Source organism: Streptomyces griseomycini, from assembly GCF_014203535.1.
Classification (GTDB): Bacteria; Actinomycetota; Actinomycetes; order Streptomycetales; family Streptomycetaceae; genus Streptomyces; species Streptomyces griseomycini.
Window position 1 is genome coordinate 282,815 of record NZ_JACHJI010000004.1, and the last position, 25,878, is coordinate 308,692.

A 25,878-nucleotide genomic window follows, 5' to 3' on the forward strand; every position below is an offset into this window, starting at 1 on the left:
GGGCCGGTTCTTCGGGGTCGGTCCGTCGGGTCCGGTCCGTCGTGCGGTCAGAACACGGTCTGGGGCCGTACCGCGTGCATGAGGTCCACGAGGTGTTCGTGGGCGGCGGCCGACTCCTGGTGGTGTTCCGCCAGCCGCCGGTAGTGCGACTCCAACTGCTCGCGCAACTCGCGCTCCGGCGCGCTCAGACGTCTCAGGGCGCGGGCGTCGAGCCGTCCGGCCCCCCTTCCCGGAGAACCGGGCCGGTCGCTGAGGCCGTGCACCGCGTCCAGCTTCCATTCGTGGAGTTCGGTGCTCAGGCGCAGCGCCTCGTCCTCGGACAGGCCCGGCTCCCCGGCGCCCGGTCTTCGGCCCACGAGGCCGTGCAGTTCGGCCAGCGCCGCGTCGACCTCCGCGGGCGCGGGCAGCGGATCACCGTCCCCGGGCAGCCGGGCCGCGCGGATGCGCAGGGCGGCGATCCGGGCGACGGTGTGGTCCAGCGTGCCCTGCCGCACCCGGCCGAGCACGTCGATGGCCGCCCGGCGGTCGTGTGCGCGGAGCGCGAGCCGGGCCAGGCCGAGGGCGGCGCCGCCGTGCGCGGGGTTGCGGGCGAACACCGCCTCGTACAGTTCCCTGGCCGTGGGTCCGGCCGTGTCGCCGCCGAGCCACTCCGCGCAGTAGGCGAGGGCCAGTTTGGGCGCGTACTCACCGGGCAGTTCGAGGTGGACCCGCGTGAAGTGGGTCCTGGCCCCGGCGACCTGCCGCGGGTCGCCGTCGAGGTCGGCGCTGCGCAGCGCGAGCAGGGCGCGGTGCCACTCCAGCCGCCACCGGCGCACGGCGGACGGCCCGGGGATGGAGTCGGCCGTGTCGAGCTCCTCCTGGGCCCGCTGCAGGTCCCCGCGCGTGTTCCGGCCCAGCAGGACGCGCACGTTGTGCAGGCAGATCTCCACCGAGCGCGGCTTCTCGTCCTCCTGCTCGAGGAGCTGGCCCGGGTCGTAGCCGCTGCTCACCGCGAACCGCGCGGCCTGCGGATCGCCCGGGTACGGCCTCGGCACCGGCAGGCAGCCGGCGATCTCGGTGGGGGTGGGGGCGCCGAGGTCGAGGGCCGGTGCCACGGGTGGCTCGTACCGGTCGCGGCGGGGGCGGTCCAGCCAGTGCCCGATGCCCGGCACCGTGCCGAGCCGGGCGCCGAGCAGCTGTGCGGACGGCCGGAAGTAGTCGGAGGGCTCGGGCGGGTCGCTCTTGCCGCGCAGCGCGCGGATCTCCCGCAGGGCGCCGCGCAGTTGGCCGAGCATCTCACGGGCGTCGGCGAAGCGGCGGCCCGGATCGGTCCGCACGGCACGGTCGACGACCCGCTGGAAGGAGGCGGTGCCGAGGCCGGGCACCTCGGTGACGGCCCAGCGGGCGAGTTCCCGCAGGGTGACGCCGACGGTGTGCAGGTCGTGGGCGACGGTGGGCACGGCCGACGTCCCGGTCTCGGGCGCCATGTAGTCGGGCGTGACGTGGGCGGGCGGCTGGACCTGGCCCTGCTCGCGCATGCCGCCGAGATCGATGACCTTGACGCCGTCCTTGTGGTGCACCACGTTGGAGGGCTTCATGTCCCCGTACACGAAGACCCGTTCGCCGTCGGCGTGCAGGTGGACGAAGGCTTCGAGGATCTGGCAGCCGTACGCCGCGACGTGCTCGATGTCGAGGACGGACTCACCGCGCCGGACCTCCTCGGCGACCTTCGCGAGGGTGCCGTCACCGACGTCGTCCATGACGATGTAGCCACCGGTGACCTGACCGGTGTCGTCCCTCCGGGCGACGAAGTCGCGGATCTGGACGATGCGGGGGTGGCGGATGGCGACGAGGTTGCGGCGCTCGACGTCGGCGAGCCGGGCGCCGTCGTGCTCGTACCGGTTGAGCAGTCCCTTGACGGCGACGACGTCACCGAGATGGGTGTCCTCGGCGAGGTAGACCCAGCCCTGGCCGCCGTGCGCGATGGGTCCCATGATCCGGTACTGGTCGCGCAGCAGGTCGCCCTCGGCGAGTTCGGGCCGGTACGAGTAGCGCTCGCCACAGGCCGGGCAGAACCCCTCGAGCGGCACCGGGCCCTCGGTGTAGGGCGGTTCGAAGGTGATGCCGCAGTCGGCGGACGAACAGCCCATGCGGATGCGCAGCGGCGCCTCGGGACGGATGAGGCGTTCCCCGGCGGGGCGCGGCTCGCGCTCGGGGAGCGCGAGGAGCTCGCGGGGACCGAGTTCCCGCGGGTCCCCCGGCAGGGCGGGCAGCCCGGGGCCGTTCTCCGCGCGGCCGCATGCGGCACAGTAGCCGGTGGGCAGCACGGTGCCGCGGCAGGGGGCTCCGGTGAAGCGCCGGTGCGGACAGGTCGTCATCCTCTCGTCGTCCTCCTCCCTCGCCCGGGCCGGGCGGAGCACCGCATCACCGGCCCCCGTGGGTGCTCAGGTCGGCGCGCAGGGTCCTGATCAGCGCGCGTAACCGGGTGAGTTGCTGTTGCGGGTCCCGCACGTCGTCGATCAGGCGGCGCGCGGCCCGGTGCCGGTCGGCCGTCTCGGTCACGGAGCCGAGGGAGGCGCTGTCGACGACGCCGAGGCGGAGCGCCCGGCTGAACTCCGCGCGCTCCAGGCGGTCGAGCAGCGCGTCCGCGTGGCGCAGCAGCGCGGGCCGCAGGAGCAGGTCGCGGGACGCGGTCCAGCCGGGGCCGCCCTCGTGACGGAAGACGAGCAGCAGCCGGAAGCCGAACACCCGCAACCGGACCAGGAGATCGATCAGGGGACCCGGCCGGGGCTCCTCGTCGAGACCGTCGACGAGGACCGTGACCGGCCGGCCGGGCGCACGGTCGGCCGCCCGCGCGGGCCGGGGCCCCGCGCCGCGCAGCCAGTCCCAGTACGCCAGGTACTCGCCGGCCGGGAAGGTGACCTGGTCCAGGGCGTGGTCGATGAGGTCCGGCCTGCTGGCGCCGCCGCGGTGGACGACGTGGGCACGGTGCGTCAGATGGCGCAGCGAGCGGTCCTTGCCGCTGCCCGGAGGCACCACGGTGATCTTCACCGGGTCCTCGTCCGGGTCGTCGAACCACCGGGTCAACCGCTCCTCGAAGCCGTGGTCCCAGGCCCGTGGGCTGCTCAACTCCCTGATGACCGGCGAGAGTTCGGCGATGCGGTCGATGGGGATCAGATACGAGAAGGAGAGCCGGTTGTCCTCGGGCAGCAGTGCGCCCAGGTCGCCGCGCCAGCTGACCACGAGGCCGACCACACGGGCGGGACGGCCTTCCCGGGGCCGGGTGCACACGGCGGCGCCGCTGAAGCCGGCGCGCACCACCTCGGCCTTGGTGACGGCGTCGAGCTGCACCCGCTCGCCGCTGGCGCCGCCGATGCGCCCCCACAGGCTCATGCCGTCGTCGAAGCCCTCCGCGTAACCGGTCGCGTACACCTCCATCCCGCCCCACAGCCCGGTCTCCAGCGGGGCGCGGCGCGCCTGCGGGCGAGGACTGTCCAGGCGCAGCACGGCGACGTCCTCGCCGTCGGCGCCCTCCGGCAGCCAGCCGCCGGGCATGACGCGTGCGGAGACCGGCTCGATCTCCCTGTTCTCGGCGAACTCCAGCCACATGACGGCATCCGGGTGGCGCACCACGTGGGCACAGGTCAGCGCCGTGTACTGGTCGACGAGCACGCCGGCGCCGCAGACGGGGCCGTGCGCGTCCTCGCGCCGCAGCCTGAGCCTCCAGTCCGCACGCAGTTCCCCCATGCTGTCTCACACTACGTGCAAAGCATGGTGCGTCCCTAGACTTGTGAGCCGGGTGGATCGGTCAACCGACGGAAGACGGCGGTGTGTTGTCATGGGGGAGATGGAACCGATCGGTCTCGCTGAGGCCATCGGCGCGGTTCGCGCGGAACTGGCGCGGGCCCAGGCCGAAGGCGCGGAGAGCGACTGGCGGTTCACCGTGGAGCAGGTGAGCCTGGAGTTCTCGGTGCAGTTCCACCGGGCCGGCGAGGGCGGTGCGGGTCTGCGCCTGGGCGTGATCGAGGCACGTCTGGGCGGCTCGGTGAGCCACGACTCCACGCACCGCATCGAGGTCGCCCTCAAGCCCCTTCCCCGCCCCGACGGCCGTCACCACGAGGTGAGTCGAGAGGACGCCGCGGCCCACCACCGGCCGGGGTCGCACGGCGGCTCCCTCCTGCGGGGCCAGTGACCCGAGGACGGCGGCACCCGTGTGCGCCCCGGGGAATCCGGAGGGCGCACACGGGACGGGGCGGACCAGGTCTCCTCCGGGATCCGGGATCCGGGATCCCGGGCCTCCGGCGGCACCGGGCCTCCGGCGGCACCGGGGTGCCGGTCAGGCCACCGGACGGCTCGCCGGTGTCCGTGGAGACGCGCTTCCCGTCGCGGTGCCGGTGCGCGGTGGACCGGGTTCAGTAGTCGACGCGGTCGGACTTGGCCAGCCACGCGTCGAACGGCGCCGTACGGTTCGGCAGGTCCAGGTGCTCGATCCGCGTCGGCCACATCGACTGGGGCTTCTTGTCGAACAGGTCGTAGAACTTGCGGTCGTCGAAGCCGGCCACCGCGGCGTCGTGCCGATCGGCGCAGTAGACGATCCCGTCGACTCGCGACCACAGCGCGGAGGAGAGGCACATCGGACACGGCTCGCACGAGGTGATCAGGAGGCAGCCCTCGAGCGAGAAGGTGCCCAGTTCCTTGCAGGCGGCGCGCAGCGCGCTCACCTCGGCGTGCGCCGTCGGGTCCAGGGTCGCGGTGACCTGGTTGTTCCCGAACGCGACGACCTCGTCGTCCTGGGCGACCAGTGCGCCGAACGGACCGCCGCCGTTCGCCACGCTGTCGGTGGCCAGCCTGATCGCCTCTTCCATCCAGGCGCGCTTGAGCTCCTGGACGCTCGTTTCCCGGGTGTGCGCGGTCACGGTCACTCCTTTTCGGATGCGGTGGGGATTTCCCCGGATGCCCTGCCCGTGCGGGACACCGCACGCGGGGCGGCGAGCGGGGCCCGAGGGAGTCCACGGCACTCGCCCCTTGCTTCGTCGCTCGCCCCGTGGCACCTCGTGTGAGGAGTACACAGCCGACCGAGTGGGGCCAGCTAGGGGTGGAAGACCTGAAAACCCCGCAGGTTGGGGCCGTCTCTTCGTGGATTCCTCCAAGGCCTGCCCCGCGGTGGCGCTCGTACGATGTGCCCGCACGCGGCGCGGGCACACGTGCGCGGAACGGCACGGGGGAGTCCGGCCGGCAGCAGCCGCCAGGCCCTCTCGGGCCGCCCCTCGGCCGCCGGGCCCTGTCGGTGACCACTGGGCCGACTGGCCGGCGGCGGTCGGCGTCGTGTGTCCGACGGCGCTCAGCGGCGCTCCTGTTCGAAGGCCCGGAGCAGGTCCGCCGCGACGCTCACCGCGATCGTGGCGGGTTCCTTGCCGGTGATCCCGGGCAGCCCGATCGGGGTCTTGATCCGGTCGATGACGGCGGCGTCGTGGCCGCCCTCGGTGGCGAGGCGCTCGCGGAACCGCGCCCACTTCGCCGCCGAGCCGATCAGCCCGATGGAGCCGAGGTGGGTGGTGCGCAGGGCGGCGTCGCACAGGGCGGCGTCCTCGGCGTGGTCGTGCGTCATGATCAGCACGTGGGTGCCGTGCGGCAGCTCCTCCAGGACCTCCTCCGGCAGCAGCGGCGTGTGGTGGACGTGCACCTGCGCCACCGCGTCGGCCAGCACGTCGAGCCGTTCCGGGGCGATGACGTCGGCCCGGGAGTCGATCAGGTGCAGGTCGAGGTCCTGACGCGCCAGGATGCGGGCCAGCTCCAGGCCGACGTGCCCGACCCCGAAGACCGCCACGGCCCGGACCACCGGCAGCGGTTCGAGCAGCACCGCGACGGTGCCGCCGCAGCACTGCACGCCGTGCCGGTTGGTCACCTTGTCGTTCAGGGCGAAGTCGATCAGCTCCGGCTTCCGTTCGGCCGCGGCGATCATCTCCCGGGCCCGGTCGATCGCGACGGCCTCGACGTTGCCGCCGCCGATCGAACCCCACGTCCCGCTCCGCCCCACGACGAGCTTCGCACCGGCGTCGCGCGGGGCGTGGCCGCGCACGGCCGCGACGGTCACGAGCACACCGGGCTCCCGGCGTGCCCGCAACCGCGCGACCGCGGTGACCCACGTCATGTCAGGCACCGCTCAGCGCTTCGGCGCCGGCCCGGAACCGGTCGTCGGCGACGGACCCGCCGACGGCGTGCCCGTCCCCCGGGGCGCCGCCCCGGCGAGCCGCCTGGATCGCCCAGTACACCGCCTCCGGCGTCGCGGGCGAGGCCAGCTCGACGCCGACCCCGCTCGGCCCGAACGCGGCGGCGGCCTGCCGCAGCGCCTCGCGCACCGAGAAGGCCAGCATCAGCGGGGGTTCACCCACCGCCTTGGACCCGTAGACCGCGCCCTCCTCGGTGGCGTTCTCCAGCAGCGTGACGTTGAACTCCTCGGGCATCTCCGAGAAGCTCGGCAGCTTGTAGGTGCTCGCGGCCTGCGTCAGCAGCCGACCGCGGTTCGGCCCGTCGCCGACGTCCCAGCGCAGGTCCTCCAGGGTCAGCCAGCCCGCGCCCTGCACGAAGCCGCCCTCGACCTGACCGATGTCGATCATCGGGGACAGGCTGTCGCCGACGTCGTGCACGATGTCCACCCGCCGGATGCGGTAGGCGCCGGTGAAGCCGTCCACCTCCACCTCGGTCGCGGCGGCACCGTAGGCGAAGTACTTGAACGGCGAGCCGCGGAAGGACTTCGCGTCCCAGTGCAGCCCCTCGGTCCGGTAGTAGCCGGCCGCCGACAGCTGGACCCGCTGGAAGTACGCGGTGCGCACCAGGTCGTCCCAGGCCAGCTCCTCGTCGCCGCCCAGGGCGCGCGCGACGCCCTCGGTGATGCGCACGTCCGAGGCGTTCGCGCCGAGCTGCGCGGCGGCCACCCGGAGCAGCCGCTCGCGCAGCTGCTCGCAGGCGTTCTTGACCGCCCCGCCGTTGAGGTCCGCCCCCGAACTGGCGGCGGTGGCGGAGGTGTTGGGCACCTTGTCGGTGCGCGTCGGGGCGAGGCGGACCTTGTGCAGCGGGATGCCCAGCGTGGTCGCGGCCACCTGCATCATCTTGGTGTGCAGGCCCTGGCCCATCTCGGTGCCGCCGTGGTTGATCAGGACCGAGCCGTCCTTGTAGATCAGCACCAGCGCGCCGCCCTGGTTGAAGGCGGTGAGGTTGAACGAGATGCCGAACTTGATGCCGGTGAGCGCGAGGGCCCGCTTGGTGTGCGGGTGCGCGGCGTTGAACGCGGCGATCTCGCGCTTGCGGTCGGCGATGCCGGCGTCGTCCTTGACCTGCTGCCAGACCGTGGAGATCCGCTCGGGCTGGGTGACCGGCTGCCCGTACGGCGTCGTCTGGCCCTGGCCCGGCCGGTAGAAGTTGCGCTCCCGCAGTTCCATGGGGTCCAGTCCCAGCCGGGGCGCGCAGCGGCCCAGGATGTCCTCGATCACCAGCATGCCCTGCGGTCCGCCGAAACCGCGGAAGGCGGTGTTGGAGACCGTGTTGGTCTTCGCGACGCGGCCGGCGACGCGCGCGTTGGGGATCCAGTAGGTGTTGTCGATGTGGCACAGGGCCCGGGCGAGCACCGGCTCGGAGAGGTCCAGGCTCCAGCCGCCGTCCGCGACCAGGGTGGCGTCCAGGGCCTGGATGCGGCCGTCCGCGTCGAAGCCGATCCTCCAGGCGGCGTGGAACCCGTGCCGCTTGCCGGACATGGTCAGGTCCTGGGTCCGGTTGAGCCGGAACCGGACCGGCCGGCCGGTGAGCTTGGCGCCGAGCGCGGCGACGGCCGCGAACCCGTGCGGCTGCATCTCCTTGCCGCCGAAGCCGCCGCCCATCCGCAGGCACTGCACGGTCACCTCGTGGGCGGGCACCCCGAGCACGTGCGAGACGATCTCCTGGGTCTCCGACGGGTGCTGGGTGCTGCTCTGGACGAACACCTGCCCGTTCTCGTCGATCTGCGCCAGCGCCGCGTGCGTCTCGAGGTAGAAGTGCTCCTGGCCGGCGAACTGGAACTCGCCGGTGAACACGTGCGCGGAGTCGGCGAAGCCGGCGTCGACGTCGCCGGTCTCCATCACGGGCCGGGCGCCGTGGTAGCTGTCCGCCGCCATCGCGTCCTGCAGCGTGATCAGGGAGGGCAGCTCCTCGATCTCCACCTCGACGGCCGCCGCACCGAGCCGGGCCGCCTCCAGGGTCTCGCCGAGCACCCAGGCGACCGCATGGCCGTGGAACATGACCTCGTCGGGGAAGAGCGGTTCGTCGTGCTTCATGCCGGCGTCGTTGACGCCGGGCACGTCGGCACCGGTCAGCACGCGCACCACACCGGGCACGGCGAGGGCGGGCTCCGTGCGCAGCGCGGTGATCCTGCCGTGGGCCTTCATGACCTGGACGGGGTAGGCGTGCAGCACGTCCTTGGTGCGGTGCACCAGGTCGTCGGTGTAGAGGGCGGCACCGGTCACGTGCTGGACGGCGCTCTCGTGCGGCATCGGGACACCGACGACGGGCTTCTCGGGACGCTCGGACAGATGGCTCATGGCGACACCGCCTCGGTGGTCTGTGCGTACAGCTTCAGCAGGCTCTGGCCGAGCATCGCGGAACGGTAGAGGGAGCTGGCGCGGTGGTCGTCCATCGGCGTGCCCTCACCCCGCAGCACCCGCGCCGCGGCCTCGACGGTCTCCGCCGCCCACGGCCTGCCCTCCAGGGCCGCCTCCGTGGCGAGCGCGCGGATCGGGGTGGCGGCCACGCCGCCCAGGCCGATGCGCGCCTTGCGGACGGTCCCGTCCTCGATGTCGAGCGCGAACGCGACCGCCACGCTGGAGATGTCGTCGAAACGCCGCTTGGCGATCTTGTGGAAGGCCGCGACGGGGGACAGCGGCAGCGGGACGCGCACCGCGCGGATCAGCTCGCCGGGACGGCGCACGCTCCGCCGGTAGCCGGTGAAGTAGTCGGCCAGCGGGACCACACGCTCACCGTCGGCGCCGGCGAGCACCACCGACGCCTCCAGCGCGAGCAGCACCGGCGGGCTGTCACCGATGGGGGAGCCGGTGCCCAGGTTGCCGCCGAGGGTCGCGCTGTTGCGGATGAGCCGGGACGCGAACTGCGGGAACAGCTCGGCCAGCAGCGGCACCGTGCCGTCGAGGCGGCGCTCGATCTCGGTGAGCGTCACGGCCGCACCGATCTCGATGTGGTCGGCCCCGACGCGCAGCTCGCGCAGTTCGGGCAGCCGGTCGACCGCGACCACGCAACCGGCCCGCCGGGAGCGGATGTTCACCTCCACGCCCCAGTCGGTGCTTCCGGCGACCACCACGGCGTCGGGCCGCTCGCCCAGCAGCCGCAGCGTCTCGGCCAGGGTGCCCGGCCGCACGAACGAGCTGCCGTCCCGGGTGTAGTCGGTGGCGACCGGTTCGGGGGCGGGCTCCTCGCGCCGCCGCGCCAGGGGGTCCTCGTCGGTGGGTTCCCCGACGGCGAACGCGGCGTCGCGGATCGGGCGGTAACCGGTGCAGCGGCACAGGTTCCCGCTCAGCGCGTGCAGGTCGAAACCGTTCGGACCGTGCTCCGCGTCCGTGCCGCCGGCCGGGTCCGCGTGCGCGCAGCGGTCGGGCCGGTAGTACTCGGCGGCCATGCTGCAGACGAACCCCGGTGTGCAGTAACCGCACTGCGAGCCGCCGCGGACCGCCATCTCCTCCTGCACCGGGTGCAGCGCGGGCGGCCCGCCGGGCTCGCCGGCGGTGGCGAGGCCTTCGGAGGTGACGACCTCCTGACCGTCGAGGGCCGCGACCGGAACCAGGCAGGCGTTGACCGCCACCCAGTCGGTGGGCTTGTCCACCCCGGGACGGGCCACCAGGACCGAACACGCGCCGCACTCGCCCTCGGCGCAGCCCTCCTTGGTCCCGGTGAGGCCACGTTCACGCAGGAAATCCAGAACCGTCGTGTGGGGTGCCGCCGGGGAAATCGGTGTGGTCTTCCCGTTGACCTTGATCCGTGCCGCTACCATGGCAGATCCTCATTCCGGAGCGCGGCCGTACAGATTTTCCTAGTCGCCATTTCAGGGGCTTTCTCTTTCGGTGGCGAAGCTGAAGTGTGAGAACCCGGAGCGGAAATCGGCACGCGACGACGTGCCGCAGACGGGTGAGGAGATCAGGGGGAACCGGGGCCGCGATCGGGCACGCCGGCGGAGAAGGGCTGCTCAGCAGCCGTGCGCTACACGGCCCGGGATCCAGACGGTCCGCTGGGCGAGGCGATGCAGGTCGGAGAAGGTGAACATCCGACTTCGCCTCCTTTCCAGCGGTTCGCGAGCCGGTGGGCTCGAAAGTACGGTGCGCGGACCCGTCGGTCAAGCGTGTGCACGGAGATCAGGTGGCAGTTCGGATCAAGCGCACCGACGCATTCCCCTCCCCGTGACGATCCACTTCGCTCGGCGGGACGCCGGGGACATCGAGGACCCCGGACGGAAATCAGGAACGGCGTGAACGCCCCCCCGAACGCGGTGGCGGTGCGGACACGGCGGGCGCGATCCCCGCCTGCACGACCTGTCGAGGAGTACACAGCCAACCGGACGGAACCGGCCAGGGGTGGAAGGCACGAAGACACCCGCGGGCCGGTACCGGATCTTCGTGGACTCCTACGAGAACCGGTCGGCTCGTGACGCCACCGCTCCCCGAGCCGCGCCGCACAGCCGGGCGCGGCCGGCGGGCCCGGTCACCGCGCCGGCCGGGAACCACCGTCCACGCGGCCGGCGGCTCGCCCGGCGGGAACGGCCCCGGCTGCGCCTGCTGCGGCCTCGGCGGCGTCCGGTACGGGAGCCGGTGACATCATCACGGCACCCTCACTCCCCGAGCGTGGCGACGGCCTCCTCGTAACCGCCCGTCGGCGGCGCGGTGTCGGGCCCGTACACGAGGTTCAGCACGCCCGTCGTGAACGTCTCCGACCTCAGCAGCTTCAGCGGGATCGACGGCTCGCCCTCGTCGAACAGGCGCATGCCCTTGCGCACGGCGATCGGGTGAACGAGGAGGCGCAGCTCGTCGAGGAGCCCCGCGGCCAGCAGCTGCCGGACGACGGAGACCGAGCCGCTCAGCGAGACGTCACCGCCCGGCTCGCCCTTCAGCGCGGCGGCGACCTCGGCGACGTCACCCTGCGCCTGCTCGGAGTTCCGCCACCGCAGGTCGAGCCGCCGGCGTGAGAACACGATCTTCCGCATGTCGCCGAGCTGCTTGGCGAAGCCCGCGTCCTCGCCGCCCGCCGCCTCCCGCTCGGGCCAGGCGCCGGCGAAGCCGTCGTACGTCCTGCGGCCGAGGAGCAGGACGTCCGTGGTGTTCAGGCTCGCGCCGACGGCGGCTCCCATCGCGTCGTCGAAGTAGGGGAAGTGCCACTGGTCGGGCGCCTCGACGACGCCGTCGAGGGAGATGAACAGGCTGGCGGTGATCTTCCGCGGCATGGTGTCCTCCGGATCCGGGTGCGTGTACCGGGTACGACCGTGCCGCCCACCGGAAGTCATCGGTGGGCGGCACGCGGACGGTGTCCGGTTCCCCGCGGCGCTCCGAACCCGGTACGCCGCCCGCCGCCCGGCGCGGGTCCGTGACGCTGCCCAGCCAGCCCAGCAGGAACCCGGCCGGCACCGTCACCAGGCCCGGGATCGTCACGTCCCAGAGCCTGAAGTCGTGCCCCGGGAAGATCGACCCGGGTGTGCCGGACGCGTACGGCGACAGCGCGAGCGCCGCGACGCTCAGCACCGTGGCCCCCCACAGGCACCACAGCGCACCGCGGGCGGTGAAGCCGGGCCAGTACAGGGCGTACAGCAGGACGGGCGCGAGGGCGGCGCCGCAGACGGCGAGCCAGAGCGTCGAGACGACCACCAGGTTCCAGTCGGCGACGACGACCGCCACGACCGAGGCGGCCGCCCCCGTCAGCGCCGCCGACCACCGCGACGCGGCACCGTCCGCCGCGCCCGCCGGGCGCCCACCGGCGGGCGCGCCCAGCACGTCCCGTCCCAGGGCGATGCCGGCGGCGAGGGTCACGTCCACCACGGCCGCGAGCGCGGTGAGGAAGAGGACACAGGCCAGGGCCGCGACCAGGACGCCGCCGCTGTCGAGCGCCCGCCCGAGCACCAGCGGCGTGAACACCTGCGCCGCCGGACCGGCCCCGCGCAGCGCCTCGCCGACGAGGGCCGCCGCGCCGACGCCGACGACGGCGAGCGCCCCGTACAGCAGGGTGAGTTCGCCGAGCATCCAGCGGCCGACGGTCCGGGCGCCGCGCGGGCTCTTCGTCGAGATCGCCCGCATCAGCACGGCGGGCATCGCCAGCGTGGCCATCGTCATGCCGAAGGTCTGCCCGATCCGGTTCACGGCCCCCACCCACCCCTCACCGGTGTAGCCGCCCGGACGCAGGTACGCCTCGCCCGTCCGCGAGCCGTGCGCGGCGGCGTCGAGCAGCCGCCCGGGGTCCCAGCCGAAGCGGTGGAGCACGAGCACGGCGGCGACCACCAGCACGGGCAGGGCGATCGCCGACTTCGCGATCATCACCACGCCCGTGCCCCGGATCCCGCCGCTGACGGCCAGCGCCGTCATCACGCAGCCGATCACCACGATGCAGCCGGCCCGCACACCGGGCTGCCCGATCAGCGCCGCGGCGACGTTGCCGACCACCACCAACTGCACGACCAGCAGCGGGAAGCAGACGAGCAGGGTCACCGCGCCCCACGAGACGCGCACGGCGGGCCCGCCGCTGCCGCGCGCGTCCAGCATGTCCGCGGCCGTCAGCGAGGCGTGCCCGCGCAGCGGCTCGACGATCAGCACGAGGAAGAGCATGACCCCGATCAGGCTGCCCAGCATGACGCCGAGGCCGTCGAAGCCGGACGTGGCGACCATGCCCACCAGTACGGTGACCGTCGCGACCGTGGTGGTGTCGCCGCCCATCGCGATGCCCTGCTGCCAGGAGCGCAGCCGGCGGCTGTCGGACCGTACGAGAGCCCGGTCGTCCTCGTCGGCGCCGGTGACGATGCACAGCATCAGGCAGATCACGACGAACACCGAGAACACGGCGAAGACGAGGGACCGGGACGCGGGATCGAGCAGCGCGGTCACGACCACCTCCGGGCGTCCGGCCGGGGCTCGATCCGGTCGACCCGTCGCGCGTGCGCCACCAGCGCGTGCACGCCGACGGCGAGGGGCACCACGGCCAGGACCACGCCGAGGCTCACCGGCCCGGCGATCCGCGTGCCGTACGCGGCCGGTGCGAGGGCGGCGGGCAGCACGTAGAGCAGCCAGGTGACGGCGATCCGGACGCCGAGCCGCAGCCCGACGGCCAGGCGCGCCGCCTCCTCGGTGTCGCGTCGCTCGTGCTCCGCCGGAGGGCGCGCGCCGGCTGCGGGCTCGGCACGGTGCGGCGGCCCGTGCCAGGGCTGTGGTCCGAAGGACATGGGGCGGCTCCGCTCACGTTGCTCCGGCACCCCGGAAGGGGTGCGCGTACGGGTGTGGGGGTGGGCGCGGAGTCAACCAGACGCACGCGCGGACCCGTACGCCCCGGGCGCAGAGCTGTTCGCCCGCCCAATCGGGAGTCGTGCGGACGGTGAACGGTCACCGTGTGCCCGGGAGGCGTGGCGGCGGGGCGCCCGGCCGCGCGATGATGGGGAGCCTCCGTCCGGCGGTGGCCGTGCCCGGGTACGACGAGGAGCGGTCGGTGATGCCGCTCGTGCCCCGCCGCCGGTCGTCGCCGACCCTCCGGGCGCCGGCCGCGGAGGCGGTCCGGCGCCGTGCGGCACGCGGTGCGTGCTCCGGCGCACGCCGAGCGCGCGACGGGCGGGGTCTACCGGGCGGGGACGGCGTTGTGCGCGATGGCGTCCGCGTACCAGCGGGCGCTGGACTTCGGGGTGCGCCGCTGGGAGGCGAAGTCGACGTGGACGATGCCGAACCGCTTGCTGTAGCCGTAGGCCCATTCGAAGTTGTCCAGCAGCGACCACAGGAAGTAGCCCCGTACGTCGGCGCCGTCCTGGATGGCCCGGTGCACGGCCGCCAGGTGGGAGTGCAGGTACTCCACCCGCTCGGGGTCCTTGATCTCGCCGGAGGGGTCGGCGTAGTCGTCGTAGGCCGCGCCGTTCTCCGTGACGAGCAGCGGCGTGCCCGGCAGGTCGTCCCGGAGCCGCAGCAGCAGCTCGTGCAGGCCGTCCGCGTCCACCGGCCAGTCCATCGCCGTGCGCGGACCGGGGACGGGCACGAAGCGCACGTGCTGCTCCGCGCCCGCCCACGGGGAGGGCGACTCGGACGTGCCGGCGGCGACCACGGTGGGCGAGTAGTAGTTGATGCCCAGCGAGTCGATGGGGGCGGAGGCCGTCTCCAGGTCGCCGTCGGCCACGAAGGACCAGTCGGTGACCGCGGCGGTGTCGCGCACCAGGTCCTCGGGGAGCCTCCCGTGGAAGACCGGGTCGAGGAAGATCCGGTTGCCGACCGCGTCGATCCTGCGTGCGGCGTCCACGTCCTCGGGCGCGTCGGTGTGGGGGCGCAGCGCGTGGAGGTTGAGCGTCAGGGACACCTCCACGGGAGCGGGGAGGGCAGCCCGCAGGGCGCGGGTGGCGAGTCCGTGGGCCAGGTTGAAGTGGTGGGCGGCGCGCAGCGAGGCGAGGGCGCTGGTGCGGCCGGGGGCGTGGACGCCGTTGCCGTAGCCGAGGAAGGCCGCGCACCAGGGCTCGTTGAGGGTGGTCCAGGTCGCCACCCGGTCACCCAGCGCCTCGGCCATGAGGCCGGCGTAGTCGGCGAAGCGGTACGCCGTCTCCCGGTGCGGCCAGCCGCCCGCGTCCTCCAGCTCCTGCGGCAGGTCCCAGTGGTAGAGCGTGGCCACCGGCCGGATGCCGGCCTCGCGCAGTTCGTCGGTGAGCCGCCGGTAGAAGTCCAGGCCCTTCTGGACGGCGGGGCCGCGGCCGGTGGGCTGCACACGGGGCCAGGCGATGGAGAAGCGGTAGTCGGTGACGCCGAGGCGGCGCAGGAGCGCGACGTCCTCGCCGAGGCGGTGGTAGTGGTCGGCGGCGATGTCGCCGGTGTCGCCGTTGCGCACCTTGCCGGGCGTCCGGCTGAAGGTGTCCCAGATCGACGGGGTGCGGCCGTCCTCGGCGGCGGCGCCCTCGATCTGGTAGGCCGCGGTGGCGGTGCCCCAGCGGAAGTCGCCGGGGAAGCGGAGCATCGCGGTGGTGTCGGGGCGTGCGTCGAGCGCGGTCATGAGGAGGTGACTCCAGAAGGTGTGAGGTCTGTGGTGAGGGGGGCGCGGCCGGGCCCGCCCGGATGCCGGGCGGGCCGCCGCCCGGCGGGTCAGCCCTTGACGGCGCCCTGCATGATGCCGCCGACGATCTGCCGGCCCAGCAGGCCGAAGACCAGGAGCACCGGCAGCGTGCCGAGCAGGGTGCCCGCCATGATCACGGACTGGTCGTGGACGTAGCCGCCGCCGAGCTGGCGCAGTGCGACCTGGACGGTCGGCTCGGAGGAGGAGAGGGCGACGATGGGCCAGAAGAAGTCGTTCCAGGCGGCCATGAAGGTGAGCAGGCCGAGGACGGCCATCCCGGGCCGGGCGACGGGGACGACGATCGACCAGAAGATCCGGGCGGTGGACGCGCCGTCGACGCGTGCCGCCTCGATCAGCTCGTCCGGGAGCGACTGCACCAGGTACTGGCGCATGAAGAAGACGCCGAAGGCCGAGACCAGACCGGGCAGGATCACCGCCTGGAGCTGGTTGACCCACTGCAGCTCGGCGATCAGCATGAACAGCGGGATCACGCCCAGTTGCGGCGGGATCATCATGGTGCCCACGGTGACCGCGAGCAGGGCGCCCCGTCCCCGGAAGCGGAGTTTGGCGAAGGCGAACCCGGCGAGGGTGCAGCACAGCACGGTGCCCAGGGTGATCGAGCCCGACACGATCAGGGAGTTGAGCAGGGCCTTGCCGATGTCGGCCTCTTCCAGCACCGCTTCGAAGTTGCGCATCAGGTTCGGGCCCGGCAGCAACGAGGGCGGCACCCGCGCCATGTCGGCGTTGGAGCGGCTGGCGGCCACGATCGTCCAGTAGAACGGGAACGCGGAGACCAGCACGGCGACGATCAGGATGGCGTAGGCGAGCTTTCCGCCCTGCATGGTGCGGCCCGCGCGGGAGCGGCGCGCGCGGGAGCGGCGCGGGAGCTCCGGCCGGGTCCCGGGCTCGGGGGGTGCGGTCGGCGGGCCGGCGAGTGCGGTCATCGGACGGCCTCCTTGCGGGAGCGGCGGCGCGCGATGAGGGCGTTGAGCCCGACGAGCACCACGATGAGCAGGAACATCACCCACGCCACGGCGGCGGCGCGGCCGAGGTGGAAGAAGCCCCAGCCCTGCTCGTACATGTAGAGGCCGAGCGTCTGGTACTGGTGCGAGATGCCGCCCGAGATCGAGCCCTCGAACAGCAGGGGCTCGCCGAACAGCTGGGTGGCGCCGATGGTGGAGACGACGACCGTGAAGACGATGGTGGGGCGCAGTCCGGGCAGGGTGACGTGGAAGAACTGCCGCCACCGTGAGGCCCCGTCCACCTCGGCGGCCTCGTAGAGCTCGCTGGGGATGGACTGCATGCCGGCCAGGTAGATCAGCGCGTTGTAGCCGGTCCAGCGCCAGATGACGATCGTGGAGACGGCGACCTGGGAGGCCACGGTGCCGGTCTGCCAGTCGACCGGGCCGATGCCGACGAGTCCGAGCACGTAGTTGACCAGGCCGAAGTCGTGGCCGAACAGCTGGGCGAAGACCAGCGTGGCCGCGGCGACGGACGTCGCGTACGGCAGCAGCATCGCCGTGCGCAGGAAGGTCCGGCCGCGCAGCTTGTAGTTGAGCAGGTGCGCGAGGCCGAGCGCCATCACCAGCTGGGGCACCGTGGAGAGCACCCCGATGGTGAACGTGTTGCGCAGCGAGAGCCAGAAGTAGTCGTCCGACAGCAGCGCGGTGTAGTTGTCGAGGCCGCGCCACTGCATGTCGCCGGGCGTCTGCAGCTCCACGCGGTAGAGCGACACGAAGGCCGTGTAGATCAGCGGGAAGAGTCCGAAGGCGGCGAACAGGGTGAAGAACGGGGCGATGTAGGCGTACGGCGAGAACTTCTGCCAGGCTCGCCGGACGGCGCCGGGCCGGGGCGGCGCCGCCTGCTTCGGCGACGCCGGCGGGGCGGAGGCGGTGAGGGTCACGGTGCGGCCCTTCGGATGGTCGTGAGCGGGTGCGGGGCGTGTGCCGGGCGGGCGCCGCCACCGGGCCGGACGGCGCCGGCCCGGTGGCGGTCCCCGGTCAGCCGGTGATGTTCGCGACGCCCTTCTTGGCGTTCCTCCACGCCTTGTCCGGGGCCAGGCCCTTGCGCTCGACCTCGCTCAGGGCGTTGGTGATCTGCTGGCTCACGTTCTGGTCGTGGACGCCGAGGACCTGGACGGGCGCGGCCTTGGCGGCGTCACCGAAGATCTGGCCGATCGGTGCGTTCGAGAAGTACGGGTCCTTCGCGTCGGCGATCTTCTCGATGGCGCCCGTGGCGGACGGGAAGCTGCCGTGCTTCTGGAAGAGCTTGGCCTGCTGCTCGGGCGCGGTCAGCCAGGCGATCAGCTTGTAGGCCTCTTCCTTGTTCTCGGCCGCCCTGGGCACGGCGAGGTAGGAGCCGCCCCAGTTGCCCGCGCCACCGGGCAGCGCGGCGACGTCCCACTTGCCCTTGCCGGCCTCGCCCGCCTGGCCCTTGATGTAGCCGAGCATCCAGGCCGGGCAGGGCAGGGTCGCGAACGACCCGGCGGCGAAGGCCTGGTTCCACTGCGGCGACCACTGGTCGAGCTCGGCGCTCAGCCCGCTCCGCGCGGCCTCCACCGACGTGTTCCAGGCCTCCTTCAGGGCCGGGTTGGTCTCCCAGATCAGCTTGCCCGAGGTGTCGTAGTAGCGCTCCTTCTCCTGGCCGATCATGACGGAGTAGAGGCTGCCGACGCTGTCCAGCCAGGCGCTCTTGCCGGGGGCCTTCTTCTTGTACTGCTTGCCGAGCTGGAGGTAGCCCTCCCACGTGGACCACTTCTCGGCCAGCTCCGCCCGGTCGGTGGGCAGACCGGCCTCGGCGAAGAGGTCGGTGCGGTAGCACATGGCCTCGGGGCCGACGTCGGTGCCGAGACCGAGGACCTCGCCGTTCGCCCCGGTGGCGGCCGCCCACTTGGCCTCGGCGAACTCCCCCTCGAGCTTGTCCGCGCCGTACTTGCGCAGGTCCTCGAACTTGTCGGCCTGCTGCTGGACGACGGAGGCGATCCGGCCCACCTCGACGCCCTGGACGTCCGCGAGGCCGCCGCCGCCGGCGAGGCGGGTCTGGAGGGACTTCCAGTAGTCGGCCTCGTCCTCGGTGTCGGTCTGCTTGATGGTGACGCCGGGGTTGAGCTTCTCGTACTCGGCGTAGAGCCCGGCTTCCTTGTAGCCGAAGGAGCCGAAGAGGTCGACGGTGAGGGTGACCTTCCCGTCGGCGCCGGAGGCGCCGTCCGACGAACCTCCGCAGGCGGCCAGGAGCGCCCCGGCGAGTGCGACCGCCCCCAGGCGGACGGTGGCCCTCTTGGCGGCTCGGGCAATGGGCATGGGAAGCCTCCTTGGCTTCTGGGTGGAACGAGCGCCGAGATTTTGAGAGCGCTCTCAAAACGTGGGGGGAGCGTGCCCGCACCGCATTCGTCCCGTCAAGACTTGAAGAGATAACGAAGCGGAGAATGGCGAAATCTCCGGTTTGCACCTATAGACGCCTCGTCCTGCGCGATGTATTGACAAGTGATTTCAGGAGTCTTACTTTTCGGCCACCTGAGAGCGCTCTCAGGCCGGGCTCCTCAACTCTCCCCAACGGTTCCGCCGCGGCTCAGGGCACTCCGCTCCCGGGCCACTGCCGCCGCCGCTGACGAGCCCGCCCCTCTGGATGACACGAGGTGTACCCCATGCCAACTCCCCGACCACGGCCGGCTGCCGCAGTGGTCCTGGCCGCCGCACTGGCGGCCGTGGGCCTCGGCCCGGCCGCGACTCCGGCGGCGGCCGCCACCGTCCCTGTAGGAGCCGGGAGTTACTCCGACACCCGGCCACCCGGCACGACCGGCCCCACGAACAACACCGGCGCGCCGGTCACCCCGAAGGTCACGCAGGCCGCCAAGGACAAGCCCGTGCCCACCAACGACTGGTGGTCCTCCCTCGCCTTCCGGCGCTACGGCGACAACCCGTACTCCACGCCCATGTACGGCCACCCGCTCACGTACCAGGCCGTCTCCGGCGGACTGGAGGTCGGCTACCCGACCAGCCCCGCCGTCGTGGGCGAGGGCCGCCAGTACGAGTACGCGCACAAGCGCGACCTCACCCTCGGCCTGAGCGGGCTCAACTCGCCCGACACCAAGGCCGACGCCTGGTCCGACTGGACGGTCACCCCGTACTGGTCCGACGGCACCCGCACCCTGCGGACCACCATCGGCCACGGCATGCCCTTCGTCTACGCCCAGGGCACCGGCGGCAACGCCCAGATCACCACCGCGGCCACCCCGACCGTCTTCTCCGACCAGGGCAACGTCGTCGGCATCACGGTCGGCGGGCACCACTACGCCCTCTTCGCGCCGACCGGCAGCGACTGGAACGTCTCCGGCACCACGATCACCGCCGGACTCGGCGGCAAGGACTACTTCTCCCTCGCCGTGCTGCCCTCCACCGACGCGCTCGCGACCTTCCGCAAGTACGCGTTCAGCTTCGTCACCGGCTCGCAGGTCGACTGGAGCACGTCCGGCGGCACGGTCGGCGCCACGTACAGGCTCACCACCGTGGCCAAGGAGGGCACCGAACGCGGCACCCTCCAGGCCCTCTACCGGCACCAGTGGCTCCACACCACCGACACCCTCACGCCGTACACGTACGTGTCCCCCCGCGGCACCATGAAGGTCCGGGAGGGCGCCTCCTTCACCACCCGCCAGAAGGCCGCCCCGGTCCTGCCCGGACTGCCGAGGACCAGCGCGGTCGACACCGCCCGGCTGCGCGCCCACCTGTCCGAGGTCGCGAACTCCTCCGACCCCTTCTCCGGGGCGACGGACACCTACTGGACCGGCAAGGCGCTGGGCAGGCTCGCCCAACTGGTGCCGCTCGCCGACCAGATCGGTGAGACCGCGGTCCGCGACAAGCTCGTCGGCCTGCTCAAGGGCCGCCTGCAGGAGTGGTTCACCGCGGGCGGGGCGAGCGAGTTCTCGTACGACAAGGACTGGAAGACCCTCATCGGCTACCCCGCCTCCTACGGCAGCGACACCGAGCTCAACGACCACCACTTCCACTACGGCTACTACGTCTACGCGGCGGCGATCGTCGCCCAGTACGACGCCTCCTGGGCCGCGGACTCCGCCTGGGGCGGCATGGTCAGGACCCTGATCCGCGACACCGCCAACCCGAGCCGCACCGACGGCGCCTTCCCGTTCCTGCGCGGCTTCGACGTCTACGCCGGGCACAGCTGGGCCTCCGGCCACCAGGGCTTCGCCGCCGGCAACAACCAGGAGTCCTCCTCGGAGTCCACCAACCTCAGCGCGGCGCTGGTGCTCTGGGGCTCGGCCACCGGCGACACCGCCCTGCGCGACCTCGGCAGCTACCTGCTCGCCACCGAGGGCGAGGCGATCGCCCAGTACTGGTTCGACGCCGACCAGCAGGTCTTCCCCGGCTCCTTCACCCACGACACGGTCGGCATGGTGTGGGGCAGCGGCGGGGCGTACTCCACCTGGTGGACCGCCAACCCGGAGGAGATCCACGGCATCAACGTCCTGCCCGTGACCGCGGGCGGCTCCCTGCACCTGGCCGGGGACAAGGACGCGATCCGGCGCAACATCGCGGAGATGGAGCGCGAGAACGGCGGGCCCGCCGTCGAATGGCGCGACATCCTCTGGGAGTTCCAGTCGCTGGCCGACCCGGCCGGCGCGAAGGCGAAGTGGGACGCCGGCCACGCCGGATACACCCCGGAACAGGGCGAGTCCAAGGCGCACACGTACCACTGGATCACCACCCTGGACGCGCTCGGCGCCCCCGACCCCTCGGTGACCGGCGACCTGCCCACGTCCGCGGTGTTCACCAAGGACGGCACCCGCACCTACGCCGCCCACAACCACGGCTCCACGGCCCGCACGGTCACCTTCTCCGACGGCAAGAAGCTCACCGTGCCCGCGCGTTCCACCGCGACCGGGACCGGCACCGGCGGCCAGGACCCCGGGCCGTCCACCGGCAACACCTTCCGGCTCCGCTCCGGCGGCGCCCTCACCACGGACACCGGCACCGCGGCCGTCAGCGACACCGTCCCGTCGGCCGGGGGCCGCAACCACGACGGCACCCCGAACAAGCCGCTCGTCTACGAGGTCAAGGGCGTCGACGCCACCCTCAGGACGGGCGCGTCCACCACGTTCCGCCTCCTGGTGGACGCCGGCACCGCGGTCGGTCTCGGCCAGCAGGCCCGCATCAGCTACGACCTCACCGGCGACGGCACCTTCGACCGGACCGAGACGTACCACTACTTCGCCACCGACCCGGTCACGGGCTGGGAGGAGTACAACCAGACCCGCGGCCTGAAAGCGGCGACCGGCACCCTCGGGAACCTGAACGGGGGGACGGTGCGCCTGGAGGTCTGGAGCGCGATCGGCAACGCGGACGCGCTGCTGCGCACCGGCGGCGACACGTCCGTGGTGGTCATTCCCTACGAGTGACGCACGCGGCGGCCTCCGGCGGGTGACGGCGGCGGGCGCGGGGCCCGGGCCCCGCGCCCGCCGTCCGCCGGCCCGCCCTCCGTGCGCCGGGGGCGCGGGGACGCGCACGTCCCGGCCGCCCGCACGTCCCGGGCCGGCCGGCGCCGAGCGCCGGTCAGGCCGCGGCCCGGCGGACCGGCGTCGTCCGGGTGATCACGGGAGCGGGCACCTCCTCGCCGGGCGCGTCGGGCAGACGCATCAGCAGCTTGACCGCGATCCGGCCCGTGCCCTCGATGTCCTGGCGGACCGTGGTGAGCGGCGGCTCCGCGGCCCGGACCACGGAGGCCGTGTCGTCGAGGCCGACCACCGCGACGTCCTGCGGTACCCGCACCCCGCGCTCGCGCAGCGTGCGCAGGGCCACCGTGTCGTTGGAGGCGAAGACCGCGCCGGTCCCGGGGTGCCGGTCCAGCAGTGCGCCCATCGCGCGGGCTCCGCCCTCCTCGGCGACGTCACCCTCGCACGGCAGCAGCGGATCGGCGTCGGCCAGGACGTCGCGGTAACCGTGGAGCCGGTCCGTCGCCGAGGTCCGGTCGCGCGGGCCCGTGATGTGCGCGATGCGCCTGCGGCCGAGGGCGTCGACCACCCGGGTGGCGGGACCGACCTGGCCGGCCACGTCCTCGTCGCCGCCGACGGCGGTGATGACGCCGTCGCGGACGGCGATCGCCTCGGCCCGCGGGAGACGGGGACCGCCGGTGTGGATCCCGGCGTTGCGGACGACGAGGTCCGCCGCGTCGTCGGTGGCGCGGGGAGTCAGCCCGCCGACCGGCATGGTGGACACCTTTCGACAACCTCCTGCGGGGCGTATAGCTTGGGATTTCCGAGGGCCGCGTCCGAGGCCGGACGAGAGGTCGGCGAGGTGCACCAGGACGGTGCTGCGGCTGCTTCGCCGGTAACGCCGGGCCGGACAGGACCGGCTCGGTTTCTGGTCGGTGCACTGAAGCTTGCCCGGCAGCGCACTGCCCTCCCCTCCCGTGCCGGGTGGGGTCGGAGTCGGTGCGCAGGTGTGTGACGGCCGCCGTCCCCGCGGTTCTGGCGTGGCCGTGGACAGGCCGGCGGATCCCCGGATCCGGTGAGGGCCGCTCCGCCGGGAACACCGGCACGCACATGAGTCTCAGGAGGTCGTATGTCCCCCACCTTCGAGCCGGTCCAGCCGGTCCTGGAGCCGGCCGCGGCCGCGTTCGCCGAGGCGACCGCCGATCCGCCCTACCTGTTCGACCTGCCGCCGGCCGAGGGCCGCAAGGCCGTGGACGAGGTGCAGTCCGGCGACATCGCCAAGCCGGACGTCGACGAGGAGTGGATCACCGTCTCCGGCGGTCCCACGGGCAGCGTGCGCGCCCGCGTCGTCAGGCCCGCCGGGGCCGAGGGCACCCTGCCCGTGATCCTCTACATCCACGGCGCCGGCTGGGTCTTCGGCAACGCCCACACCCACGACCGGCTGGTGCGCGAACTGGCCGTCGGCGCGGACGCGGCGGTGGTCTTCCCCGAGTACGACCTCTCCCCCGAGGCCCGTTACCCGGTGGCGATCGAACAGAACTACGCGGTGGCCCGGTGGGTCGTGACCCAGGGCGCGTCCAAGGGCCTGGACGGCGCCCGGCTGGCCGTGGCCGGTGACTCCGTCGGCGGCAACATGACCGCGGCCCTGACCCTGATGGCCAAGGAGCGCGGCGACGTGGCCCCGGTCCAGCAGGTGCTGTTCTACCCGGTGACCGACGCGAGCTTCGACACCGGTTCCTACCACCAGTTCGCGACCGGCTACTTCCTGCGCCGCGACGGCATGCAGTGGTTCTGGGACCAGTACACGACCGACGAGGCGGAGCGGGCGCAGATCACCGCCTCGCCCCTGCGCGCCACCACCGAGCAGCTCACCGGCCTGCCCCCGGCCCTGGTCGTCACCGCCGAGGCCGACGTCCTGCGCGACGAGGGCGAGGCCTACGCGAACAAGCTCCGCGAGGCGGGCGTGCCCGTCACCGCCGTCCGCTACCAGGGCGTCATCCACGACTTCGTGATGCTCAACGCCCTGCGCGGGACCCGCGCCGCCGACGCGGCCATCGGCCAGGCCGTCACCGTCCTCCGCGCCGCGCTGCACACCCGCTGACGCGGCACCCCGGCCGGCCCTTCCGGGAAGGGCAGGCCGGGGTCGCCACCCCGACCGCCCCGCCCGTCCACGGCGCCCTCACGGACGCCGGCAGCCGACGCGAAGGCCGCGCGGCCCGTCCCGAGAGGGAGGTCCGCGCGGCCTTCGCACGTGCTCTCCTCACATCCGCCGTCGCACGGTGACCCCGGCGACCAGACCGCTCAGGAGCACGCCCACGACGCCGCGGCGCGCACCGCCGGGTCGGGTGACGACGGCACCGACGACCTGCCCGTCTCACAGGTGGTCAGGACGGGTGAACTCCAGTCCTGGTCCCTGGCCGAGCACCTGGTCGACACGCCCCCCGTCCGCTCCTGAACGACGTGCCGCGCCTCCGCCCGTCCGCCTCCCCGGCCCGGGAGGGCGGACGGATCATGCCTTCCCTCCTCGGCGCGGGCGTGCGCAGGCGGCCGTGGCGGTCGGGGTGAGCGCGAACGCCGACGCCGTCACCCGTCGACCGGTGCCGTCGGCACCGCCCGGACGGTCCTGCCGCTGGGCGGGCAGGGGACGCAGTCCCCGTGGTCGGCGAGGGCGGTGACGAGGGTCGGGCCGCGTCCGCCGGTGGGGAGGGGGTCGGGTGCGGTGTCCGTCGGGCGGGGAGCACGGGTGCGGCGTCGACCGAGGGCCGGCCCTCGCGGTCCGCGGCCGGCCGTCGCCCCGTCGTGACCGCCCGGGACGGGCGCGGGCGTCCGCCGGAGCCCCGGCCACCCGTCCCGATTCGGTGACGCACGTCACACCCGGCTGCTGTCAGCAATCGGGGAGCCGTCCCGTTCAAGGGGCACGCGAACGAGACAGGAGCGTCATCATGAAGCACCGCATCGTCGTCCTCGGCGCCGGATACGCCGGGGCCTTCGCCGCCGGGAACCTGGCCCGCCGGCTCTCTCCCGCGGACACCGAGATCACCGTCGTCAACGCCGTGCCCGACTTCGTCGAGCGGATGAGGCTCCACCAGCTCGCGAGCGGCCAGGACATCGCCTCCCGCAGGCTCGCCGACGTGTTCGCGGGCACCGGGGTGCGGCTGCGCGTGGCGCGCGTCACCGGCGTCGCCCCCGACCGCGGGACCGTCGCCGTGACCGGCGAGGACGGTGACGGCGAACTCGCCTACGACACCCTCCTCTACACGCTCGGCAGCTCCGTCGCCCACCACGGCGTCCCCGGTGCGGCCGAGCACGCCTACGACGTGACCGGCGTGTCCTCGGCGCTGCGGCTGCGCGAGCGCCTGGCCGGCCTGGGCGAGGGCGGCACCGTGCTGGTCGTCGGCGAGGGACTGACCGGCATCGAGACCGCCACCGAGATCGCCGAGTCCCGGCCCGACCTCTCGGTCGCGCTCGCCGCCCGCGGCGAGCCGGGCGCCTGGCTCTCCCCGGGGGCCCGCCGCCACCTGCGCCGGGCCTTCGACCGGCTCGGCATCACCGTCCACGAGCACACCGCCGTCGAAGCCGTCGAGCCGACGCGCGCGATCGCCGCCGACGGCACTTCCGTCCCGGCCGACGTGACCGTGTGGTCGGCCGGGTTCGCCGTGCACCCCCTCGCCGCCGCAAGCGGCCTGGAGGTCGCCGGAACCGGCCAGATCGTCGTCGACCGCACCATGCGCTCGGTCTCGCACCCGGACGTCTACGCCGCCGGCGACTGCGCCTACGCGATCGGCGAGAACGGCCGGCCACTGCCGATGTCCTGCGCCTCGGCCGGCGTCACCAACATGCAGGCGACCGCCGCGATCATCGCGCGCCTGACGGGGGACGAGGTCCCGGTCACCGGCCTGAAGTACCACGGCAACCACATCAGCCTCGGACGGCGGGACGCGATCATCCAGATGGTGGACGGCGACGTCCGGCCGAAGTCCTGGTACCTGGGCGGCCGGACCGCCGCACGGTTCAAGTCGGGCGTGCTCAAGGGGGCCGGGTGGGGCGTCGCCCACCCGACCTTCGGCATGCCGAAGCGCAGGCGCCGCCTGGCCACCGCGCCCGGCCCGGCCGGTGCGCCCGACCGGGCCGGCGCGAGGGCCGCCGCCTAGGCT

Annotated in this window: 18 protein-coding genes and 1 pseudogene; 5 read left to right on the plus strand and 14 right to left on the minus strand. The window is 73.3% G+C overall.

Annotation, left to right across the window (positions count from 1 at the left end; translation table 11 throughout):
• Nucleotides 1-47: 47 nt before the first annotated feature.
• Together FHS37_RS13110 and FHS37_RS13115 are read right to left on the minus strand one after the other, a co-directional pair.
• Nucleotides 48-2,357: a tetratricopeptide repeat protein gene (locus FHS37_RS13110; protein ID WP_184820515.1), complete on the minus strand. Its 2,310-nt coding sequence runs from the start codon at nt 2,355-2,357 to the stop codon at nt 48-50.
• Nucleotides 2,358-2,403: 46 nt separating this feature from the next.
• A complete protein-coding gene (locus FHS37_RS13115; protein WP_184820517.1) occupies nt 2,404-3,726 on the minus strand; it encodes a S1 family peptidase in 1,323 nt (440 codons plus the stop codon).
• 100 nt (nt 3,727-3,826) lie between these two features.
• On the opposite strand from FHS37_RS13115, the gene FHS37_RS13120 reads away from it, so the two are divergent.
• Nucleotides 3,827-4,171 (plus strand): trypco2 family protein, encoded by a 345-nt coding sequence (locus FHS37_RS13120; protein ID WP_229889851.1) that lies wholly within the window; start codon nt 3,827-3,829, stop codon nt 4,169-4,171.
• Between the two features lie 220 nt (nt 4,172-4,391).
• Here FHS37_RS13120 and FHS37_RS13125 read toward each other — a convergent pair whose 3' ends face one another.
• The 11 genes and pseudogenes from FHS37_RS13125 to FHS37_RS13175 all read right to left on the minus strand — a co-directional run bounded on the left by FHS37_RS13125 (nt 4,392) and on the right by FHS37_RS13175 (nt 18,578).
• Nucleotides 4,392-4,895 carry a nucleoside deaminase gene (locus FHS37_RS13125; protein ID WP_229889850.1) on the minus strand — a complete coding sequence of 168 codons (504 nt, stop codon included), beginning with the start codon at nt 4,893-4,895 and terminating at the stop codon, nt 4,392-4,394.
• Between the two features lie 425 nt (nt 4,896-5,320).
• A complete protein-coding gene (gene xdhC / locus FHS37_RS13130; RefSeq protein WP_184820521.1) occupies nt 5,321-6,130 on the minus strand; it encodes a xanthine dehydrogenase accessory protein XdhC in 810 nt (269 codons plus the stop codon).
• 1 nt (nt 6,131) lies between these two features.
• On the minus strand, nt 6,132-8,549 hold the full coding sequence (gene xdhB, locus FHS37_RS13135; protein ID WP_184820523.1) for a xanthine dehydrogenase molybdopterin binding subunit: 2,418 nt from the start codon (nt 8,547-8,549) through the stop codon (nt 6,132-6,134).
• Nucleotides 8,546-10,009, minus strand: a complete 1,464-nt coding sequence (locus FHS37_RS13140) for a xanthine dehydrogenase small subunit (protein ID WP_184820525.1) — start codon at nt 10,007-10,009, stop codon at nt 8,546-8,548. The genes xdhB and FHS37_RS13140 overlap by 4 nt, the downstream gene beginning before the upstream one ends.
• Before the next feature lie 831 nt (nt 10,010-10,840).
• Nucleotides 10,841-11,449 carry a dihydrofolate reductase family protein gene (locus tag FHS37_RS13145; RefSeq protein ID WP_184820527.1) on the minus strand — a complete coding sequence of 203 codons (609 nt, stop codon included), beginning with the start codon at nt 11,447-11,449 and terminating at the stop codon, nt 10,841-10,843.
• Between the two features lie 316 nt (nt 11,450-11,765).
• Nucleotides 11,766-13,019: pseudogene (locus FHS37_RS13150) on the minus strand (sodium:solute symporter family transporter); the annotation flags it as partial.
• A 71-nt stretch (nt 13,020-13,090) separates the two neighbouring features.
• Nucleotides 13,091-13,429 (minus strand): hypothetical protein, encoded by a 339-nt coding sequence (locus tag FHS37_RS13155; RefSeq protein ID WP_184820529.1) that lies wholly within the window; start codon nt 13,427-13,429, stop codon nt 13,091-13,093.
• A gap of 386 nt (nt 13,430-13,815) precedes the next feature.
• Complete coding sequence (locus tag FHS37_RS13160; protein WP_184820531.1) at nt 13,816-15,219, minus strand: GH1 family beta-glucosidase; 1,404 nt, start codon at nt 15,217-15,219, stop codon at nt 13,816-13,818.
• An 89-nt stretch (nt 15,220-15,308) separates the two neighbouring features.
• A complete protein-coding gene (locus tag FHS37_RS13165) occupies nt 15,309-16,223 on the minus strand; it encodes a carbohydrate ABC transporter permease (protein ID WP_184820533.1) in 915 nt (304 codons plus the stop codon).
• Nucleotides 16,220-17,182 carry a carbohydrate ABC transporter permease gene (locus tag FHS37_RS13170; protein WP_184820535.1) on the minus strand — a complete coding sequence of 321 codons (963 nt, stop codon included), beginning with the start codon at nt 17,180-17,182 and terminating at the stop codon, nt 16,220-16,222. The genes FHS37_RS13165 and FHS37_RS13170 overlap by 4 nt, the downstream gene beginning before the upstream one ends.
• 97 nt (nt 17,183-17,279) lie before the next feature.
• A complete protein-coding gene (locus FHS37_RS13175) occupies nt 17,280-18,578 on the minus strand; it encodes an ABC transporter substrate-binding protein (RefSeq protein ID WP_184820537.1) in 1,299 nt (432 codons plus the stop codon).
• A 344-nt stretch (nt 18,579-18,922) separates the two neighbouring features.
• On the opposite strand from FHS37_RS13175, the gene FHS37_RS13180 reads away from it, so the two are divergent.
• Complete coding sequence (locus FHS37_RS13180) at nt 18,923-21,691, plus strand: glycosyl hydrolase (RefSeq protein ID WP_184820539.1); 2,769 nt, start codon at nt 18,923-18,925, stop codon at nt 21,689-21,691.
• A gap of 154 nt (nt 21,692-21,845) precedes the next feature.
• Here the strand turns inward: FHS37_RS13180 and FHS37_RS13185 are convergent, their stop codons facing one another.
• Complete coding sequence (locus FHS37_RS13185) at nt 21,846-22,499, minus strand: substrate-binding domain-containing protein (RefSeq protein ID WP_184821127.1); 654 nt, start codon at nt 22,497-22,499, stop codon at nt 21,846-21,848.
• Between the two features lie 354 nt (nt 22,500-22,853).
• Between FHS37_RS13185 and FHS37_RS13190 the strand changes: the two genes are divergently transcribed.
• From FHS37_RS13190 to FHS37_RS13200, 3 genes are all read left to right on the plus strand, one after another.
• Entirely contained in the window at nt 22,854-23,825 is a 972-nt protein-coding gene (locus tag FHS37_RS13190) for an alpha/beta hydrolase (RefSeq protein WP_184820541.1), read from the plus strand.
• Between the two features lie 150 nt (nt 23,826-23,975).
• Complete coding sequence (locus tag FHS37_RS13195) at nt 23,976-24,179, plus strand: hypothetical protein (RefSeq protein WP_373304234.1); 204 nt, start codon at nt 23,976-23,978, stop codon at nt 24,177-24,179.
• A 487-nt stretch (nt 24,180-24,666) separates the two neighbouring features.
• Nucleotides 24,667-25,875 carry an NAD(P)/FAD-dependent oxidoreductase gene (locus FHS37_RS13200; protein ID WP_184820543.1) on the plus strand — a complete coding sequence of 403 codons (1,209 nt, stop codon included), beginning with the start codon at nt 24,667-24,669 and terminating at the stop codon, nt 25,873-25,875.
• The last annotated feature ends 3 nt before the right edge of the window (nt 25,876-25,878 follow it).

Bases quoted from the DNA above. Each gene is read 5' to 3' on its own strand.
- FHS37_RS13110 (WP_184820515.1), bottom strand. From the start codon at position 2,357: ATGACGACCTGTCCGCACCGGCGCTTCACCGGAGCCCCCTGCCGCGGC.
- FHS37_RS13115 (WP_184820517.1), bottom strand. From the start codon at position 3,726: ATGGGGGAACTGCGTGCGGACTGGAGGCTCAGGCTGCGGCGCGAGGAC.
- FHS37_RS13120 (WP_229889851.1), top strand. From the start codon at position 3,827: ATGGAACCGATCGGTCTCGCTGAGGCCATCGGCGCGGTTCGCGCGGAA.
- xdhC (WP_184820521.1), bottom strand. From the start codon at position 6,130: ATGACGTGGGTCACCGCGGTCGCGCGGTTGCGGGCACGCCGGGAGCCC.
- xdhB (WP_184820523.1), bottom strand. From the start codon at position 8,549: ATGAGCCATCTGTCCGAGCGTCCCGAGAAGCCCGTCGTCGGTGTCCCG.
- FHS37_RS13140 (WP_184820525.1), bottom strand. From the start codon at position 10,009: ATGGTAGCGGCACGGATCAAGGTCAACGGGAAGACCACACCGATTTCC.
- FHS37_RS13145 (WP_184820527.1), bottom strand. From the start codon at position 11,449: ATGCCGCGGAAGATCACCGCCAGCCTGTTCATCTCCCTCGACGGCGTC.
- FHS37_RS13155 (WP_184820529.1), bottom strand. From the start codon at position 13,429: ATGTCCTTCGGACCACAGCCCTGGCACGGGCCGCCGCACCGTGCCGAG.
- FHS37_RS13160 (WP_184820531.1), bottom strand. From the start codon at position 15,219: ATGACCGCGCTCGACGCACGCCCCGACACCACCGCGATGCTCCGCTTC.
- FHS37_RS13165 (WP_184820533.1), bottom strand. From the start codon at position 16,223: ATGACCGCACTCGCCGGCCCGCCGACCGCACCCCCCGAGCCCGGGACC.
- FHS37_RS13175 (WP_184820537.1), bottom strand. From the start codon at position 18,578: ATGCCCATTGCCCGAGCCGCCAAGAGGGCCACCGTCCGCCTGGGGGCG.
- FHS37_RS13180 (WP_184820539.1), top strand. From the start codon at position 18,923: ATGCCAACTCCCCGACCACGGCCGGCTGCCGCAGTGGTCCTGGCCGCC.
- FHS37_RS13185 (WP_184821127.1), bottom strand. From the start codon at position 22,499: ATGCCGGTCGGCGGGCTGACTCCCCGCGCCACCGACGACGCGGCGGAC.
- FHS37_RS13190 (WP_184820541.1), top strand. From the start codon at position 22,854: ATGTCCCCCACCTTCGAGCCGGTCCAGCCGGTCCTGGAGCCGGCCGCG.
- FHS37_RS13200 (WP_184820543.1), top strand. From the start codon at position 24,667: ATGAAGCACCGCATCGTCGTCCTCGGCGCCGGATACGCCGGGGCCTTC.